Annotated in this window: 13 protein-coding genes; 2 read left to right on the top strand and 11 right to left on the bottom strand. The window is 55.5% G+C overall.

Annotated features, from left to right (window positions below; translation table 11 throughout):
• Positions 1–332 precede the first annotated feature (332 nt).
• From ccoP to ccoN, 4 genes are read right to left on the bottom strand one after another with little or no spacing between them, the layout of a single operon-like run.
• Complete coding sequence (gene ccoP, locus AUC60_RS10215) at positions 333–1,283, bottom strand: cytochrome-c oxidase, cbb3-type subunit III (RefSeq protein ID WP_087266352.1); 951 nt, start codon at positions 1,281–1,283, stop codon at positions 333–335.
• Positions 1,280–1,483, bottom strand: coding sequence for a cbb3-type cytochrome oxidase subunit 3 (locus AUC60_RS10210; RefSeq protein ID WP_087266350.1), 204 nt, complete (start codon positions 1,481–1,483; stop codon positions 1,280–1,282). Before AUC60_RS10210 ends, ccoP begins: the two co-directional genes overlap by 4 nt.
• Before the next feature lie 3 nt (positions 1,484–1,486).
• The gene (ccoO, locus tag AUC60_RS10205) at positions 1,487–2,095 is read right to left on the bottom strand and encodes a cytochrome-c oxidase, cbb3-type subunit II (RefSeq protein ID WP_087266410.1); all 609 of its coding nucleotides are present in this window, start codon (positions 2,093–2,095) and stop codon (positions 1,487–1,489) included.
• Between the two features lie 22 nt (positions 2,096–2,117).
• A complete protein-coding gene (ccoN, locus tag AUC60_RS10200; protein WP_087266347.1) occupies positions 2,118–3,542 on the bottom strand; it encodes a cytochrome-c oxidase, cbb3-type subunit I in 1,425 nt (474 codons plus the stop codon).
• A gap of 88 nt (positions 3,543–3,630) precedes the next feature.
• Here ccoN and AUC60_RS10195 point away from each other — a divergent pair, with 88 nt between their 5' ends.
• A complete protein-coding gene (locus tag AUC60_RS10195; RefSeq protein ID WP_087266345.1) occupies positions 3,631–4,329 on the top strand; it encodes an alpha/beta family hydrolase in 699 nt (232 codons plus the stop codon).
• Here AUC60_RS10195 and AUC60_RS10190 read toward each other — a convergent pair.
• The 3 genes from AUC60_RS10190 to AUC60_RS10180 form a co-directional block, all read right to left on the bottom strand.
• A complete protein-coding gene (locus AUC60_RS10190; RefSeq protein ID WP_087266343.1) occupies positions 4,326–4,790 on the bottom strand; it encodes a hypothetical protein in 465 nt (154 codons plus the stop codon). The two genes, AUC60_RS10195 and AUC60_RS10190, sit on opposite strands and share 4 nt — an antisense overlap.
• Positions 4,791–4,900: 110 nt before the next feature.
• Positions 4,901–6,829, bottom strand: coding sequence for a hypothetical protein (locus AUC60_RS10185; RefSeq protein WP_087266408.1), 1,929 nt, complete (start codon positions 6,827–6,829; stop codon positions 4,901–4,903).
• Positions 6,830–6,901: 72 nt separating this feature from the next.
• Entirely contained in the window at positions 6,902–8,767 is a 1,866-nt protein-coding gene (locus tag AUC60_RS10180) for a hypothetical protein (RefSeq protein ID WP_238599552.1), read from the bottom strand.
• An 854-nt stretch (positions 8,768–9,621) separates the two neighbouring features.
• On the opposite strand from AUC60_RS10180, the gene AUC60_RS10175 reads away from it, so the two are divergent.
• Positions 9,622–11,451 carry an autotransporter outer membrane beta-barrel domain-containing protein gene (locus AUC60_RS10175; protein ID WP_238599551.1) on the top strand — a complete coding sequence of 610 codons (1,830 nt, stop codon included), beginning with the start codon at positions 9,622–9,624 and terminating at the stop codon, positions 11,449–11,451.
• A gap of 109 nt (positions 11,452–11,560) precedes the next feature.
• Here AUC60_RS10175 and AUC60_RS10170 read toward each other — a convergent pair whose 3' ends face one another.
• From AUC60_RS10170 to AUC60_RS10155, 4 genes are all read right to left on the bottom strand, one after another.
• On the bottom strand, positions 11,561–11,974 hold the full coding sequence (locus AUC60_RS10170; protein WP_238599550.1) for a hypothetical protein: 414 nt from the start codon (positions 11,972–11,974) through the stop codon (positions 11,561–11,563).
• 427 nt (positions 11,975–12,401) lie between these two features.
• Positions 12,402–13,067, bottom strand: coding sequence for a hypothetical protein (locus AUC60_RS10165; protein WP_238599549.1), 666 nt, complete (start codon positions 13,065–13,067; stop codon positions 12,402–12,404).
• 321 nt (positions 13,068–13,388) lie between these two features.
• The gene (locus AUC60_RS10160) at positions 13,389–14,954 is read right to left on the bottom strand and encodes a methyl-accepting chemotaxis protein (protein ID WP_087266338.1); all 1,566 of its coding nucleotides are present in this window, start codon (positions 14,952–14,954) and stop codon (positions 13,389–13,391) included.
• 104 nt (positions 14,955–15,058) lie between these two features.
• Positions 15,059–15,850 (bottom strand): CPBP family intramembrane glutamic endopeptidase, encoded by a 792-nt coding sequence (locus tag AUC60_RS10155; RefSeq protein ID WP_087266336.1) that lies wholly within the window; start codon positions 15,848–15,850, stop codon positions 15,059–15,061.
• Positions 15,851–15,933: the final 83 nt, after the last annotated feature.

Below are 15,933 nucleotides of genomic sequence, written 5' to 3'. Positions count from 1 at the left end.
ACGGCGTGAGTGGCGGACATTTGCAGCATGCCTGGCAGTAGATGAACAACCCTGGTTCATCAGGTTATTGAGCGTCTGCGGAGCACGAATGTCGGACACGTTCCTTTCACTGGGCCTGTGGCCAGCCATCGCCAGTCCACTAACGAGCAAGCTTAGTCCCGAAAGGCTGGGGAGGAAAGGATGGTGCTCCTGACTGACCGCAATCACAGAGTTATTGCAGGAGCTGCCGAAGGCTGAGATGGCGGTGTGACAGGGGGGCAGCAAATAAAAGGGACCACCGCACCCTGTTGCAGGGTGCGGCGTTGAAGGGGTCCACAGTGCTGCTCTTTTTGCTACTGCGCCGCTTTACTCTTGTCGACGAGTTGATCAGGACCCTTCGACAGGCTGTAAACATAAGCGGCCAGCAGCTGTACTTTGTCATTGCCCAATAAATCGGCCTGAGCAGGCATATGACCTTGGCGACCAAGACGAATGGTCTGCTGCAACTGAGCCAGGCCAGTGCCGTAGATGAAACCGCCCGGCTGTGTGAGGTTTGGAGCGCCCATTGCTGCGGTGCCTTTACCCGTTGCGCCATGACAGGCTACACAGGTGGAGCTGAACACTTGCTGTCCGGCAGCCAGATCTGCCTTGTCGTCAGCGGGTAGCGGCAGCCCCGCCAGTGAGTGACGAACATAGGCAGCGACGTTTTTCACGCCGTCTTCGCCAATGATCGTGCCCCAGGCCGGCATCGCTGCGACCCGACCCGCCATGATGGTGGCTTTGATGGTTTCGGCATTGCCTCCCCAGCGCCAATCGTTGTCGGTGAGGTTAGGGAAGCCGTAAGCACCTTTGGCGTCCGAGCCATGGCAAACCGAGCAATTGGAGGCAAACAGGCGGCCACCCATTTGCAGCGCTTGCGGATCTTTGGCGACTTCTTCCACCGGCATGGCTGCGAATTTGGCGAAGATTGGTCCGAATCGCGCGTCAGCCTTGTCCATTTCCTTCTGCCACTCGTTGACGCCGGTCCAGCCGTTTTCATAGCCAGGCGCGATGCCTTTCCAGTTGCCCAGTCCCGGATACAGGATCAGGTAACCCACCGCGAACACCAGCGTGCCCGCGAACAGCATGAACCACCACTTGGGCAGCGGATTGTCATACTCCTCGATGCCATCGAAGCTGTGGCCCATGGTCTGGTCGGTACTGCCCTTGGTTTCACCCCTGCGGGTGCCGATCAATAGCCAGGTCAGGCCGATCAGGCTGCCAATGGTCAGCACGCAAATATAGGTGCTCCAGAAGGTGGTCATGGCTGGTTACTCCGGGCGACGGGCTGATCTTTTGAAAGTTGTTCGATAACAGGTGGCGGCAATGGCTCGTCAGCAAAGGGTGCCAGGCGGGCTTCGTCGAATTCGGCGTTGCGTTTACTGCTGAACACCCAAAGCGACAGGCCGATGAATGCGATGGCAACTATCAGCGTTCCGAGGCCGCGTAGATCCTGAATATCCATGGCTCACCTCTTGCTCTTGATGGCAGTGCCGAGCACTTGCAGATAGGAAACCAGAGCGTCCATCTCGGTCTTGCCTTTGAGGGAAGCAACTGCGCCGCTGACATCGTCATCGGTGTAAGGCACGCCCAACGTACGCATCGCCTTGATCTTGGCTTCGGTGTGGCTGCTGTCGACTTTCTGGGTGACCAGCCATGGATAGGCCGGCATTTTTGATTCCGGCACGACGTTGCGCGGGTTGTACAAGTGCGCGCGGTGCCAGTCATCCGAGTAGCGTGCTCCAACCCGGGCCAGGTCCGGTCCGGTGCGTTTGGAGCCCCAGAGGAACGGGTGATCCCAGACGCTTTCGCCCGCCACCGAATAGTGGCCGTAGCGTTCTGTTTCAGCGCGGAACGGGCGGATCATCTGCGAGTGGCAACCCACGCATCCTTCGCGGATATAAATGTCGCGACCTTCCAGTTGCAGCGCGGTGTAGGGCTTCATGCCCTCAACCGGCTTGTTGGTCACGTCTTGAAAGAACAGCGGGACGATCTGGGTCAGTCCGCCGATGCTGACGGCGAGTACCATCAGAATCATCAACAGGCCGACGTTTTTCTCGATCGTTTCATGTGTCATGGCGTGTTTCATAGCAAGCTCCTCAGGCCATCTGCGCGGCGGCGGCAGCTTCGACGGGGTTGGAGGCCCGGACAGTGCGCCAAGTGTTGTAGGCCATCAGCAACATGCCCAGCAGGAAGATCGCGCCGCCTGCCAGGCGCACGATGAATCCGGGATGGCTGGCCACCAGTGTTTCGACGAAGGAGTAGGTCAAGGTGCCGTCTTCGTTGATTGCCCGCCACATCAGGCCTTGAGTAATGCCGTTGACCCACATCGAGGCGATGTAGAGCACGGTGCCAATCGTGGCGAGCCAGAAGTGCGCATTGATCAGGCCGATGCTGTGCATCTGCGGGCGGCCGAAGACTTTCGGGATCATGTGGTACAGCGCACCGATGGAGATCATCGCGACCCAGCCCAGAGCACCGGCGTGAACGTGGCCGATGGTCCAGTCGGTGTAGTGGGAGAGAGCATTGACGGTCTTGATCGCCATCATCGGACCTTCAAAGGTCGACATGCCGTAGAACGCCAGCGATACCACCAGAAAGCGCAGCACCGGGTCGCTGCGCAACTTATGCCAGGCGCCTGAAAGGGTCATCATGCCGTTGATCATGCCGCCCCAGCTTGGCGCGAGCAGAATCAGCGACATGACCATGCCCAGCGATTGCGCCCAGTCCGGCAGCGCGGTGTAGTGCAAATGGTGTGGCCCGGCCCAGATGTACAGGGTGATCAGTGCCCAGAAGTGCACGATGGACAAACGATAGGAGTACACCGGACGCTCGGCCTGTTTCGGCACGAAGTAGTACATCATCCCCAGGAAGCCTGCCGTCAGGAAGAAACCCACCGCGTTGTGGCCGTACCACCACTGCACCATGGCATCGGTTGCGCCGGAATACAGCGAGTAGGACTTGGTCAGGCTGACCGGCAGTTCCAGGTTATTGACGATGTGCAGCACGGCAACGGTGAGGATGAATGCGCCGAAGAACCAGTTGCCGACATAGATATGCTTGGTGTTGCGTTTGGCCACGGTGCCAAAGAACACGATGGCGTAGGCCACCCAGACAATAGTGATCAGAATGTCGATGGGCCATTCCAGCTCGGCGTACTCTTTGGAACTGGTGTAACCCAGCGGCAAGGTAATTGCCGCCAGCAGAATCACCAGTTGCCAGCCCCAGAAGGTGAACGCCGCCAGTTTTGGCAGGAATAGTTGAGTCTGACAGGTACGCTGAACCGAGTAATAAGAGCTGGCAAACAGCGCGCAGCCGCCGAAGGCGAAAATCACCGCATTGGTGTGCAGCGGGCGCAAGCGACCAAAGCTCGTCCAGGGAAGATCGAAGTTGAGTTCAGGCCAGACCAGTTGGGCGGCAAGAAAGACGCCGAGGCCCATCCCGACAATCCCCCAGATCACCGTCATAATGACGAACTGGCGGACCACCTGATAGTTGTAGGCGGTACTGTTAGTTGTGTTCATTTAGTTGTAATTCCCATCCAGCTAGGTCGGGGCGCTACGCGCAGGTTTAGCTCTGGTTATTGGCAGACTCATCAAAAGCGAGGCAAGCATGAGCACTGGGCAAAATGCCTGTATTGACGAAGATCAATGCGCGCAACTGGCAAAAGAACACGGCTGGTTATGGAATCAGGCGCTTAAAGAGCAGCAGGGCAAGCACCACGGCGCTGCGGCGACATTGATCCTGGCCCATGGGGCGGGTGCGCCGATGGACAGCGAATTCATGAGCGATATGGCGGCGCGCCTTGCTGCCAAAGGCGTCAACGTGTTGCGCTTCGAGTTTCCCTACATGGCGCAGCGCCGGGTCGACGGACGTCGTCGACCGCCTAATCCGCAGGCGCAACTATTGGACTGCTGGCGTCAGGTGTATGCCGCTGTGCGACCTCATGTCACGGGAAGTCTGGCCATTGGCGGCAAGTCCATGGGCGGACGTATGGCCAGCCTGATTGCCGATGAACTGCAAGTGGACGCATTGGTGTGTCTGGGTTATCCGTTCTATGCGGCAGGCAAACCCGAAAAGCCCCGGGTTGCGCACCTCGCTGATTTGCACGCGCGGACGTTGATCGTGCAGGGCGAGCGCGATGCGCTGGGTAACAAGGAGGCCGTCGAGGGTTACACGCTGTCCCCCGCAATCGACATGCTGTGGATTCCCGCCGCCAACCATGACCTCAAACCCCTGAAGTCGGCAGGTATCAGCTATGACGAGTGTCTGGCCAACACCGCGAGCCGTATAGTGGATTTGTTGAGTTAAGCCGGTTGGCAGTGCAGATCGAATTCACCGTCAGTCACGGCGAAATCGACGGCCGAGATGCTGAAGCCGAACTTTCCTTTCAGGCATTTAGTGCTGACATCGACTTCAAGCAGAGTCAGGTGTCCGGCCTGGATATGCCCCGAGTGATAAATGATGTTCTGGCTGTTCGGCGCCTGGTTGTAGACCACCTTGATCTGCTCATTGGCGAGCAGATCATGGGTGCCCAGAGGAAGGTCCAGATCAAAAAACAGACCAATACTGGCTTGCTTGCGTCCGATCCTGCCAGCGGCGATCACCTTCCAGATCCATTGCCGGGGCACCGCCGACAGCTCGGGGCGCAAGGTCAGACAGGCCAGCAGGGATGACACCGTCAAAGGTTGTTGATTGATCAGGGCCTGAAAATTGCCCACGCAGGTTGGCGGGTTAATCCGCGGTTTACGAGATATTGCGGAAGCGCTCATGGACGTGCTCCTTGCTGAGCAGCTATGCGGGGTGGGGATGAAGGGCATCGCACGGCGTGCGATGCCCTGAGAATGCGTTGATCTGTGAGTGCGCTAGTCGGCGTCGCGTATCAGCGAATGCACACGCCCAGGCTGATGCTGTGCTCAAGCACCTTAAAATTCGCGCCAGTTACCAGGTTTTTGATCAGGTACCACTTCATGCCGACCAGATTCTGCGCCGCCACCGTGGACGACCAGTACAGCGCATTACCCATAGGCCAGCGATTGCCGTAGGTGTTGAAGATCTGGTTCAGCTCGTCAATCGACGGGATGCGCGCGCCCTTACCCGCAGCCGCAGCAGTCATCTGTGCATATTTGCCAGAGCCCAGTCCCATGCATTGAATGACGCCACTGACCGTAACCGGGTAGCTTTTGGTTTCGCCGAGTGCATCGGTCACCGAAATGCTTGCAGTGCCGTTGCCACGTACCGAAGTCAGCCCGTTCTCATCCACATGAGCGATCAAGGCATCACTGGAGCGATAGACATAAGGTGCCTGCCCGCCGCTGGCAATGCGCCGCACCGTGGTACCCGCCGGGAAAGTCGGCAACACATCCGGGCTGCCCGGAATCAGATAAATCTTGCCGCTCAGGCTTACAGGCGACGTGTCGAAGTTCATGCCCTGTTGAACCCGTAGCCATAGCGGCGCTGAAACCACCGCCGTCCCGGCCCGCGTCACGGTATAGGTCACGCTCGCCGAACTGCCGATACTCTGGGTAATAAAGGCTTTGGGAATGTTGAACTGCAACTGTGCATTGCCTCCGATCACCTGCGCAGGTGTGTCGTAGCGGGTTGCGCCTTCCCAGGTGGCCACCACACTGTCGCCGCTGCTCATGTCTGTGTAACTCACTCGCACCGTGGCACCGGACTCGGGGATATGCGAAGGGGTGAGCAGGCCGTCAGGGCCGACTGTGTCCATGGTTGGGGCGGGGAGGCGGGTGGGGGCTCCCTGGATTTTCAGCAATAGGGTTCCCGAAGTCTGTGCACTGCCGTTGGCGCGCAGAACGTCATAAGAGATCGACACTGTCTGCCCTTTATTTGCCTCGACCAAGGTGGCCGAGAACAGCATCTCCAGGTCCTTGCCTGCGTCGGCATCGGTAATCGTCTTTTCCTTGCTATCGCTTGCGTTGGGGCCGCGCCACTGCACTTCAACCCGATCACCGCGCGCCAGCTGCGCAAAGGTACTTACGACAACCGTCGCGCCCTGCGTTGCGTTCACCGGATCAAGCGTATCGCCATTGGCTTCCTTCACCACCGGCAACGGCAGCTCAGGCAATACCCGAAGTTGCAGCTTGACCTTTACCGCCTGGGCATTCGCCGAAAGATTGCCCGCCAGATCGGTCACGCTATAGAAAACCGGTGCTTCGATATCACCAATGTTCTCCAGAAACTCCCGAGAGAAATCCACCATGACCCGCTGCAGGCCCATGTCATCCCGGCCGACGATTGCCACAGGCCCTTCGACAGTGCCCCAGTAAGTGCGGATCACATCACCCTCTTTCATGTCGCCATAGCTTGCGATCTTTCCGGGCAATTTGTTTCCCAAGGCCTCCAGTTCGGCTGAGGTCAGGCCGTTCTGGATTGCGACCGGGAAGATGATGGGGGCGAGGAGGGGATTGCCGGGGGCGGTGCGGTCGATTTCGACAGGCGACATAGGAGAGTCAGTCTGTACGCCATTCTCCAGATTGACTAAGCGGTAAGCCAGGCTGTGTTTACCTTCGGTCAATGCGGAGACGGGAATTTCCAGCGTTAGAATATCGCCCGGTCTGTCATCCTCGTTAATTAACTTGGTTACACCAATCGGAGTTTTGTCCCATAGCAGCCTGTAACTGGTATTGGGAACGACAGCAGACCAGGCCGGGAAAGTAACAGTGACAGGTGTTGCCAGTGCACTAACAGGCAGGAGGCCGTCGCTGTTCAGGCTGATATCGACAGTTGGAGGAACGAGGTTGCTGTCTCCTGCCAGGATGTTGATGGTTGATACAGTGTTTGCGTTATACATTTTATTTTCGTCCATGTTTTATTGTTGAGGCCACTCCCGCTAACGCGAGAGTGGGTGAAAACAGAGGGTGTATCAGCTCCGCCAGCTACACGCCGACGAAGGCTTGCTCATGTTGATGCGAACCCGAGTGGTGCGAGAGGTGGCCGGGCTTTGATTACTTTCTTCTGGAGGAATAACTTTAAAGTGAGCCTCGCCATAACCTCGACAAATGAGTTTGAGGTTGGTCGCGGGCACTTTAAACGTATACCCGTTGACCACATCGTTGGCATCAAGCTCTCGTTCGTCCTGATAATTAGCCGCTTCCAGAGGATTGTTGTCATTATCAAAAGCAATAAACGTAAACTGAATGATCTGATGTCGCAGAATATTCACATAAGGTACGATTGTTACAGGCGCTCCATCTGGATTTTCAATAGGGCCTACCACACCGCCGGCATTAGTGATAAATGTCGGGCCATCAAGACCATCGATCCCGCCGGGTGTTTCTTCTTTCGAACGAACCACAACATCTTGAGCGAGTGAGTTCGCCGGATTCGGGTTGCCAAAGCGAGTCACGCTGTACCGAACTGGGATCGCTGCCCCAGTGCCCTGGGTTTTTACAATCAAGTTGGGGATAGGGATAATCAGGTCGCGTTGAGCCGTCACATCAGTGTCTTTGATTTGATACCACTGAGGAATTACCTCCTGACCCCAGTTCAAGTTCAGGTCATCGCTGATCCTGAAGTCTGACTTCCATTTCACGATGGCTCGAGCATTTAGTTCATAGTCGTCCTCATCAATGAAGTTGTCCTTCATATTCGGATTGGTAATGCTGGTGCCCTGAATAACGGGTACATCCAGTTGCTCGGAAACAGGGAGCGTCAGAAATACATCAACGTTACTGATCAGCGAACTGCCAATACTCTGCCCAGCACGCAGTACTTCATACGTGACGTTGGGGCGACCTTCCGGAATGACCGCGATGGTTTCATAAGGGACCGTGATCGAGAGAACGATATCCTCATCTTCGTTGCCAGCAGGCAGGGGTAGCGGCGGTGAGGAGTTTCCATCTCCCCAATGCAGGACGATCAAGTCCAGTGCTGCGGCATCTGGGTAGCGCGGAATATCCACATTGACGCCAGCTTTGGCTTCCGCGTAGTCGATGAGACCGCCTAGGGCTGGGTCGATAATCGGCGCAGGAAAGTCATTCGGGATTTCCTCCAGCAACAGACGAACCAGCACCCCCAATGAGCGCGCTGAGGTGTTACCTGCGCGGTCGGTGACCGAGTAACTCACGATGCCATTGAAGCTGCCCAGGCTTTCCAGAAACTCCTTGGTATAGGTAATGATCACACGTCGCAGGCCCATATCGTCGGCGGTTACAACCGCGCCCGGCCCTTCGACATCGCCCCAGAACGTTCGCACCTCGTCGTGCTTGGCCATTCCGGTGTAGCTGCCAATTTCGACATCCAGCTTGTCGCCCAATTGGCTGAGCTCTGCGGAGGTCAATCCACCATCAACCTCAGGTGGGAGCTTGACCGGCCCTAGCTGAGGACGACCAGGGGGAGTGAGGTCGACTTCGACCCGAGTATGAAGAGACTGCTCCTCGACATCATTCTCGACGTTGGTCGTTTGGTACCTCAGGGAGTGGACGCCTTCAACCAGACTGTCTACCGGAATTTCCAGTACAAGATCATCACCCGGTTGTTCGTCATCAATGGTTTTGAGTTCACCCTTTATGGCACCATTCCAAAAAAGCTGGTAGGTGTCGCCGCGGTTTACAGCATCCCACGCCTTAAACTCGACCTTGATCGGCAGGTCCAGCTTGTCAATCGGTAACAGGCCTTCATTATCATCATCATGGAACGCGGCGGGTACAAACGGTGCTGCCAATTCTGGCGAGACGGCACGGAAGGTACGTGGAAAGTTAATTGTAGGAAATTTCTTTGAAGTATTCATGGTACGTCTCTTTAGATAATAGTTATCAGTGCTCACGCTAATTAAATGAGCGCAAGTTCAAGTCCGCTAAGGCGGTTGTAATGTCACAGGTTTGATGCGTTTCCTGCGAAGGTTTGAGGTGGGGTGTTAGCCCGTATCTCCATTTTTAACTAATCGGGTTTCTGAATCGCTGTCAATAGGTGAAGTATATATTTGTTGAATTATTTTTTGACTTTTGCGGCTTGAAACAAATTGAAATGCACGTCCTACAAATTTTTGTAGTCCGTAGTACTTTTCGCGCAGCTATTTAAGTTACGTCCGACATTTTCATGAATGGATGTTGGGGGCTGGTTTGATTGCGATGTTTGAGAATGAGCCTTTACTGATGTGAAGGAAGTTTTATGCAACAGGGTAAAAGGTCCATACCGATTTGTGCTTTTGGCGCTTTGGCAATTTTTGTGGGTGAGAACTCAGAAGTCTACGCTGCGATTCCAGCGGGTTATTCCAAAGAGCAAGTGGATGAGTTCAGGAACGTTCCGACAATAAGTGAAGAGATAACGGTCAACGGAGCGCCGGTGAAAGCCATCGTGATTGATGACCGAATTGAGAACGTCGTAGGGGGGGTGGCGTCAGACGACTATCTTGTGAGACAAGGAGGCGTCTTGAATGTTTCCGCTGGGGCTAGACTGAAGTCGATAACTGTCAAATTTGGTCGGGTGAATATTAGCTCCAGTGCTGTAATGAATGGCTTGTTTCTCTCAAATGGAACTGCAACAGTTCGAGACAGTATAATCCGCAACGAAGTAGGTACAGGATTAAGTGCCACCGCTAATAAAAGTCCGGGCAATTGGGATGGCGGCTCAACGGTCAACGTCATGGGCAGTACCGTATCTGGGGTTGGTACGGGGGTTGTGGTGGGGCCTGAAGGTGTCGTCACTTTGCACGCGTCTAAAGTCACAGGTATTGGCGAAATAATTATTCCTGAAAGAGATACTTTCGGCGAAGGAGTGAGGGTGACTGGAGGCACCCTTGCGATAAGCGGGGCCAGCTACGTTGAAGGTCTCCATCAAGGTCTTAAAATCAAGGATGATCGCCAGGATTTGCTCGATTTCGATAATGTGGTATCGGTTGATGGTTCTGTTATCAGAGGTCTGGAAGGGCCTGCAATTGCTATCGACGCCGATGGCGGCACGACTGATCTTGCTATCCGCAATGGTTCTGAACTCATCTCTGGCAACGGCGTTGTGCTGGATGTAAAAGGTACCGGGTTGACCAACTTCAATGTCGACAACAGCACCCTCAACGGCAACCTCGTCGCCGACACCACCAGCACCCTGAACGTCACCCTGCAACGCAACGCCCAGCTCACCGGCAATATCATCAACAGCAACACGTTGGCGATCAATTCCGGTGCTGGCTGGACGCTGGCGGATAGCAATCAGGTGAAGTCGCTGGCGATGAGGGGCGGGCGGGTGAGTTTTGGTGAGGGAGCGTTCAAGACGCTTACCCTGGGTGAGCTTTCGGGTCGCGGGACCTTTGATATGCGGGTCAATCTGGATGACCGTCAGGGTGATTTGTTGCGAGTCGAGGGTCAGGCCACTGGAAATCACGGTTTGCGCTTGAAAAACACGGGTGTTGAGGTGGTCGACCCAGATATGCAGCGGTTACTGCTGGTGGACACCGACGGGGGCGATGCGCAGTTCAGTCTTTTGGGCGGGCGCGCGGATCTGGGGGTGTACTCCTATGAACTGGAGCAGCAGGGCGATGACTGGTTTATCGTCGGCTCGGGCCGAGGCATCAGCCCGTCGACTCAAAGTGTGCTGGCGCTGTTCAACGCGGCTCCGAACATCTGGAACAGTGAGTTGAGCACGTTGCGTAGCCGTATCGGCGAGGTGCGCGGTCATGAACAGGGTGGTGGATGGATGCGGGCTTATGGCAGCCGATTCAATGCCAGCACCGGCGATGGGGTTGAGTATCGGAACAATCAGAGCGGCTTGACCTTGGGTGCTGACGCTCCGCTGCCAGTGAGCCTCGGGCAGTTGTCATTGGGCTTGATGGTCGGCTACAGCAAAAACGATCTGGCGATTGGGCAAGGTACCAGTGGCAAGATCGGCAGTTACTACGTCGGCGGGTATGGTACCTGGTTGCTGGACGACGGCTATTACCTGGACGCTGTGCTCAAGCTCAACCGGTTCCGCAACGAATCCAAAGTGGCGATGAGTGATGGCGCCAAGGCCAAGGGTAATTACCAGAGCACCGGTCTCGGAGGATCGCTGGAGTTCGGCAGAAACATTCGCTTTGCCGAGGGTTATTTCATCGAACCCTATGCGCAGTTTTCCAGCGTGTGGGTTAAAGGTGACAGCTATGCGCTGGATAACGGTATGCAGGCTCGCAATAACCAGACTCAATCGGTACAGGCCAAGGTCGGGGCATCGGCAGGGCGCAGCATCCCCCTCAAGGATGGCGGTGTGGTGCGACCTTACCTGCGGTTGGCGGCTGCTCATGAGTTTTCCCGAGATAACGAGGTCAAGGTCAACTCCACGCGTTTCGACAACGAGTTGTCCGGCTCCCGGGCGGAAGTGGGGGCGGGGATTTCGGTGTCCTTGTCTGAACGTCTGCAATTGCATGCCGATTTCGATTACATGAACGGCAATCGGGTCGAGCAGCCATGGGGCGCAAATGTGGGTTTGAAGTTCGCGTTTTGATCGGCAGTGTTTGAGAGTGCTTGATATGGCCTGACTCTGCTGGAGCGGAGTCACGTTCCTGTATTACCCCCGGCGAGCAATCGTCGGGGGTTTTATTTTTTATGGCATCTCAGGCCGCATCTGTCGGACTGCCCCGTTGTTTTCTTTGTTTGAGAGGTGCCGGCTCGCGATTGACCGTGACGCGTACTGCCGGAGAGGTGCCAATCAGGTACTGATCGCGATGTACCTCGTAGTAAACGTCCACCAGACCATACTGCAGATGAGCGATGAGTTCGTAGCTGACACACAGGACGCGTACTGTGCTGTCCTTGGTGATAGTACGTAAGTGAATCTGCGTCGAGGATTTGTTCTGGCCCCAATAGAACATCAGAATATCGCCGAGGCGCATTTTGTCCGAGCCGGGAATATTGACATCGACACCGGCGTGAGCCTGTTCGTAGGTCACGGTATTAGGCTTGACGTGCGACAGCTTGGGGGCTTTCAAATGTCGGGAAATATTCAGCTCGGGATGCTGTATTGACACAGTGGAGTCCGTAACTTCAGGAAGTGGGTTGATGGGTACGATTTTTAATTTCAAGGGGTGGCCCGATTCAGTTAGAGAGGGTTGAACACTGTACGGGTCTACGATAACCGTTGGGTCTAATGGTGCTGTAACTGTGAACTCTTTGTTCATCTTGTTTCGTCCTGAATGACAGATGGGTTTCAATGGTTATCTGCTTGCGGCTGGGCCTCCATGGCATTCGTGGTGTATTAGAGTGTGTTGCGTTTGTAAGGTCAAGTCGGACGATTCTGAATAACAGCTAATACCGTTCGGAGTAATGGCAATTATTTGTGTTTTGTGAAGTGTGTTCTTGGGTGCGGAAATTTCATGCGAACTGGTAATAAAAATCCCGCACGCAAATGCGTGCAGGATTTTTGTTTTCCTATTCAAGTGAGTGATGCGTGTTTTATTAATGTTGCATTGTCAGCTCAACTGACTGCGCCAGAATAGAGCGGTTACCTGCCCGGTCCGTTACGTGGTAAGTAATATTGACTCTGTCGCTGAACAAGCCCTCGAGAAATTCCTGAGTGAATGAGATTTCGACAGGCGTGGTTGTCAGGTTTTCAGGCAGTACTCGGTGGGTAGGCCCTTGCGTGCCGTTGCAGACGGTCTGGATCAAGTCGCCGGGCTCCATGCCTGCGTAACCTGGGATTTTCGCTTTCACGTAATCTCCAAAGCTTACGTTTGCGAACATCGCGGGTGCGAGCAGTGCACCTCCCGCTGGTTTGCGGTCAACGATTAGCAATGTGGTTGAAGAGTCGTTACTGACAAGACTCTTATCATTGGTGGCCCTCAAACCTAAGCTGTAAACACCTTCGTTAAGCAGGTTTTCCGGGGAGAGCATCATAGATACAATATCTCCTGGTTTATCGGCGTCAGTCATGGTCCAGATTGGGCCTGTCAATTCTCCATTTAGCATCAGTTGCATGTAGTAACCGGGTCGTACTCCTTCCCAGAGTCTGATTTCTACATCAATGGGGCTATTTAAACCGCTCACCCGTAGCAGTCCGTCAATCGGGTCGGCGGCGGGTACGAAAGGTGTAGGGATTCCGCTTTTGTTAATGTAAGTACTCATTTTTCGGTTCTCCAAGTCACGCCTGTATTGGTCGTGACCAAAAAGTAGTTAAGGTTTCAGGATTCATGGCTAAAAATTAACTACTGGGTAGCAGTTATCTGTTTAGCTTGAACTCTAAAAATCAACTAATCGGAACCCGTTCTGGCTGTCAACGCTGCGCACCACAAAATCCTACCAAATACACCTTATCTATTTACTTTCAGAAGTTGCCTACAAACTACTTCATTAACTTTGTAGTCCGGAGTCATCGCTTTACGCTGCAATAGCCAATAAAAAACCCCGCCAGAACACGCCTGCCGGGGTTTCGATAAAGCAGATTAATCAACGGTTGAAACGTTCCACCAGCGAGTACTGCGAGTTGGCGGTATCGGTCAGTTCGCCGCTCAGGACGGCCGAGCGTTGTGCTTCATCGGAGGTCTGGTCGGCCAGGTCTGCGATGGTGGCGATGTTGCGGCTGATCTCTTCGGCGACCGAGCTTTGCTCCTCGGTGGCGGCGGCGATCTGGGTGGTCATGTCGGTGATGTTGGCGACCGCTTCGCTGATGCCGATCAGGGCTTCGTCGGCTTCCAGAACCTTGGCGACACCTTCTTCCGCCTGACGATGGCCGGTGTTCATGGTTTGCACGGCAGCGTTGGCAGTGCTCTGCAGTTTGGCGATCAGGCCGTGGATCTGTCCGGTGGATTCGGTGGTGCGCTGCGCCAGTTGGCGAACTTCATCGGCCACTACGGCGAAGCCGCGACCCATTTCCCCGGCACGCGCCGCTTCGATGGCGGCATTGAGCGCCAGCAGGTTGGTCTGGTCGGCGATGCCCTTGATCACATCGACGACGCCGCCGATTTCATTGCTGTCTTGAGCCAGTTGGGTAACCGTCAGGCCGGTTTCGCCAACAGCCCTCGACAGCCGTTGAATGGCTTCGCGGGTTTCCCCGGCGATATCGCGGCCGCGACGGGTCAACTGGTTGGCTTGCTGAGTGGCGTCAGCGGTGCGCTGCACGTGGCTGGCGACTTCCTGGGTCGTGTTGGCCATCTGATTGATGGCGGTGGCGACTTGTTCAGTCTCGACGCGCTGACGTTCCAGGCCGCTGGAGCTAGAGTTAGCGAGGCTGTTGGACTGGCGCGCCTGCCCGGTCAGTTGCTCGGCAGTATCCTGCAAGCGCGTCAGGCAGGTTTTCAAACGCGCTTCCTGGCTAAGGATCGACATTTCCAGGCGGGCCTGCGGGCCACGGCTATCGGTGTACATCTGAGCAATCAGCGGATCGGAAGTGGTCTGTTCGGCCAGACGCAGCAAGCGCTTGATGCCACGCTGTTGCCAAGTCAGGCCCAGCAGGCCCAAAGGCACCGACAAACCTGCAGCGAGAGCAAAGCCCCAACTGGTGTTAAGCCATACGCCGATCAGGAAACTGAGCTGGCTGACCAGAATGAACGGCAGCCAGTCCTGCAGCACCGGCAGCCATTTGTCGCGGTTTGGAATCGCTGATTTGCCATTGTTAAGGCGGCTGTACAACGCCTCGGCGCGTTTGATCTGTTCCGCAGTCGGTTTGACCCGCACCGATTCGAACCCTACAACTTTCTGGTTTTCGAACATCGGCGTTACGTAGGCGTTGACCCAGTAATGGTCACCATTTTTACTGCGGTTTTTGACGATGCCCATCCACGGCAGGCCTTGCTTGAGCGTGCTCCACATATGCTCGAAAACCGCTGGCGGCACGTCGGGGTGGCGAACGGTATTGTGGGGAGCGTTGAGCAGTTCTTCCCGAGAGAAACCACTGATTTCGACGAAGGCGTCGTTGCAGTAAGTGATCACGCCACGGGCATCTGTAGTGGAAATCAAACGCTGTTGTGCAGGAAATGTCCGTTCGCGTTGAGTGATGGGCTGGTTATTACGCATGAGCTGTCCGATCCGCTGGGGCTTTGTGACGTTATCGACAAAAATACCCAATTGTTGAGCTGATTTACGAAATGACTGGCTAGTCATTGACGCCAATCGTTTACTCAGCGATCAAACATCGGGTATGCGAACAGGCTGAAGTGCACCAGATTCAAACCGAAATGGGTCGCCACTGCTGCCTGCAAACCGCCAAAGCGGTAGGCAAGACCGTAGCCTATGCCAGCGATTCCCGCGAGCAGCGCCCATTGCCATCCGCCACCCAGATGAGCCAGGCCGAACAGCAACGATGCTATACAGAGCGCCAGCGCAGAGGCGTAGGGCAGACGCTGGAGCAGGCGTTGCAGCCCGCCTTGCAGATAAACACGAAAGAACAGTTCTTCGGTGAGGGTGACCAGCAGCAGGTTGTTCAGCAACCACAGCGTACTTTGTGCCGGCCACTTGGGAGACCAGCCGGTAACGCCCAGCAGCACTGCCAATGTCATGCACACCGCACTGGTGCCGAGCAGGGTCAGCACTGCGGTTTTTAATGCCTGCCGCGCAGGGATCGCCGGTAACAACCATGGGCAGACCAATAAGACCCAGAAGCCTGTCAGCGGTTTGTCCAGATTGAAGTACATCGAAAACGGAGCCGCTTCGGGCGAGAAGCGCTGAGCTGCGATGACCCGCTCACTAAAAAAGCCGGGAAGCCAGTGGATGGCCAGCGCCAGCGCCAGGATTATAAACAGCCCATGACCGAAGCAAATCACCACTCGTTGACTGAACTGCGTCACGCAGATACCCGCCATGACCAGCAGGCCGAATGTCACTGCCGCGGGCAGGCTGAGGTAGCCAAAGCTCAGGGCAATGCAGTAACCGAGGGTCAGTAAGGTCAGGCTGGTCCAGCGTATCGCCGGCATTGATTGCTCCTGGAATCCGTTCGCGGGTATAGCTTCTGGCCACTGATACGAAGACGGCGTCATCAGCGGGCGCCAAGCTTCCC

The organism is Pseudomonas caspiana (assembly GCF_002158995.1).
GTDB lineage: Bacteria > Pseudomonadota > Gammaproteobacteria > Pseudomonadales > Pseudomonadaceae > Aquipseudomonas > Aquipseudomonas caspiana.
Note: the sequence above shows the minus strand (reverse complement) of the source record. Positions and strands in the feature narration are given on the sequence as shown.

Excerpts from the sequence above, each read along its gene's own strand:
- ccoP (WP_087266352.1), bottom strand. The coding sequence starts at position 1,283 with ATGACCACCTTCTGGAGCACCTATATTTGCGTGCTGACCATTGGCAGC.
- AUC60_RS10210 (WP_087266350.1), bottom strand. The coding sequence starts at position 1,483 with ATGGATATTCAGGATCTACGCGGCCTCGGAACGCTGATAGTTGCCATC.
- ccoO (WP_087266410.1), bottom strand. The coding sequence starts at position 2,095 with ATGACACATGAAACGATCGAGAAAAACGTCGGCCTGTTGATGATTCTG.
- ccoN (WP_087266347.1), bottom strand. The coding sequence starts at position 3,542 with ATGAACACAACTAACAGTACCGCCTACAACTATCAGGTGGTCCGCCAG.
- AUC60_RS10195 (WP_087266345.1), top strand. The coding sequence starts at position 3,631 with ATGAGCACTGGGCAAAATGCCTGTATTGACGAAGATCAATGCGCGCAA.
- AUC60_RS10190 (WP_087266343.1), bottom strand. The coding sequence starts at position 4,790 with ATGAGCGCTTCCGCAATATCTCGTAAACCGCGGATTAACCCGCCAACC.
- AUC60_RS10185 (WP_087266408.1), bottom strand. The coding sequence starts at position 6,829 with ATGTATAACGCAAACACTGTATCAACCATCAACATCCTGGCAGGAGAC.
- AUC60_RS10180 (WP_238599552.1), bottom strand. The coding sequence starts at position 8,767 with ATGAATACTTCAAAGAAATTTCCTACAATTAACTTTCCACGTACCTTC.
- AUC60_RS10175 (WP_238599551.1), top strand. The coding sequence starts at position 9,622 with ATGGGCAGTACCGTATCTGGGGTTGGTACGGGGGTTGTGGTGGGGCCT.
- AUC60_RS10165 (WP_238599549.1), bottom strand. The coding sequence starts at position 13,067 with ATGAGTACTTACATTAACAAAAGCGGAATCCCTACACCTTTCGTACCC.
- AUC60_RS10160 (WP_087266338.1), bottom strand. The coding sequence starts at position 14,954 with ATGCGTAATAACCAGCCCATCACTCAACGCGAACGGACATTTCCTGCA.
- AUC60_RS10155 (WP_087266336.1), bottom strand. The coding sequence starts at position 15,850 with ATGCCGGCGATACGCTGGACCAGCCTGACCTTACTGACCCTCGGTTAC.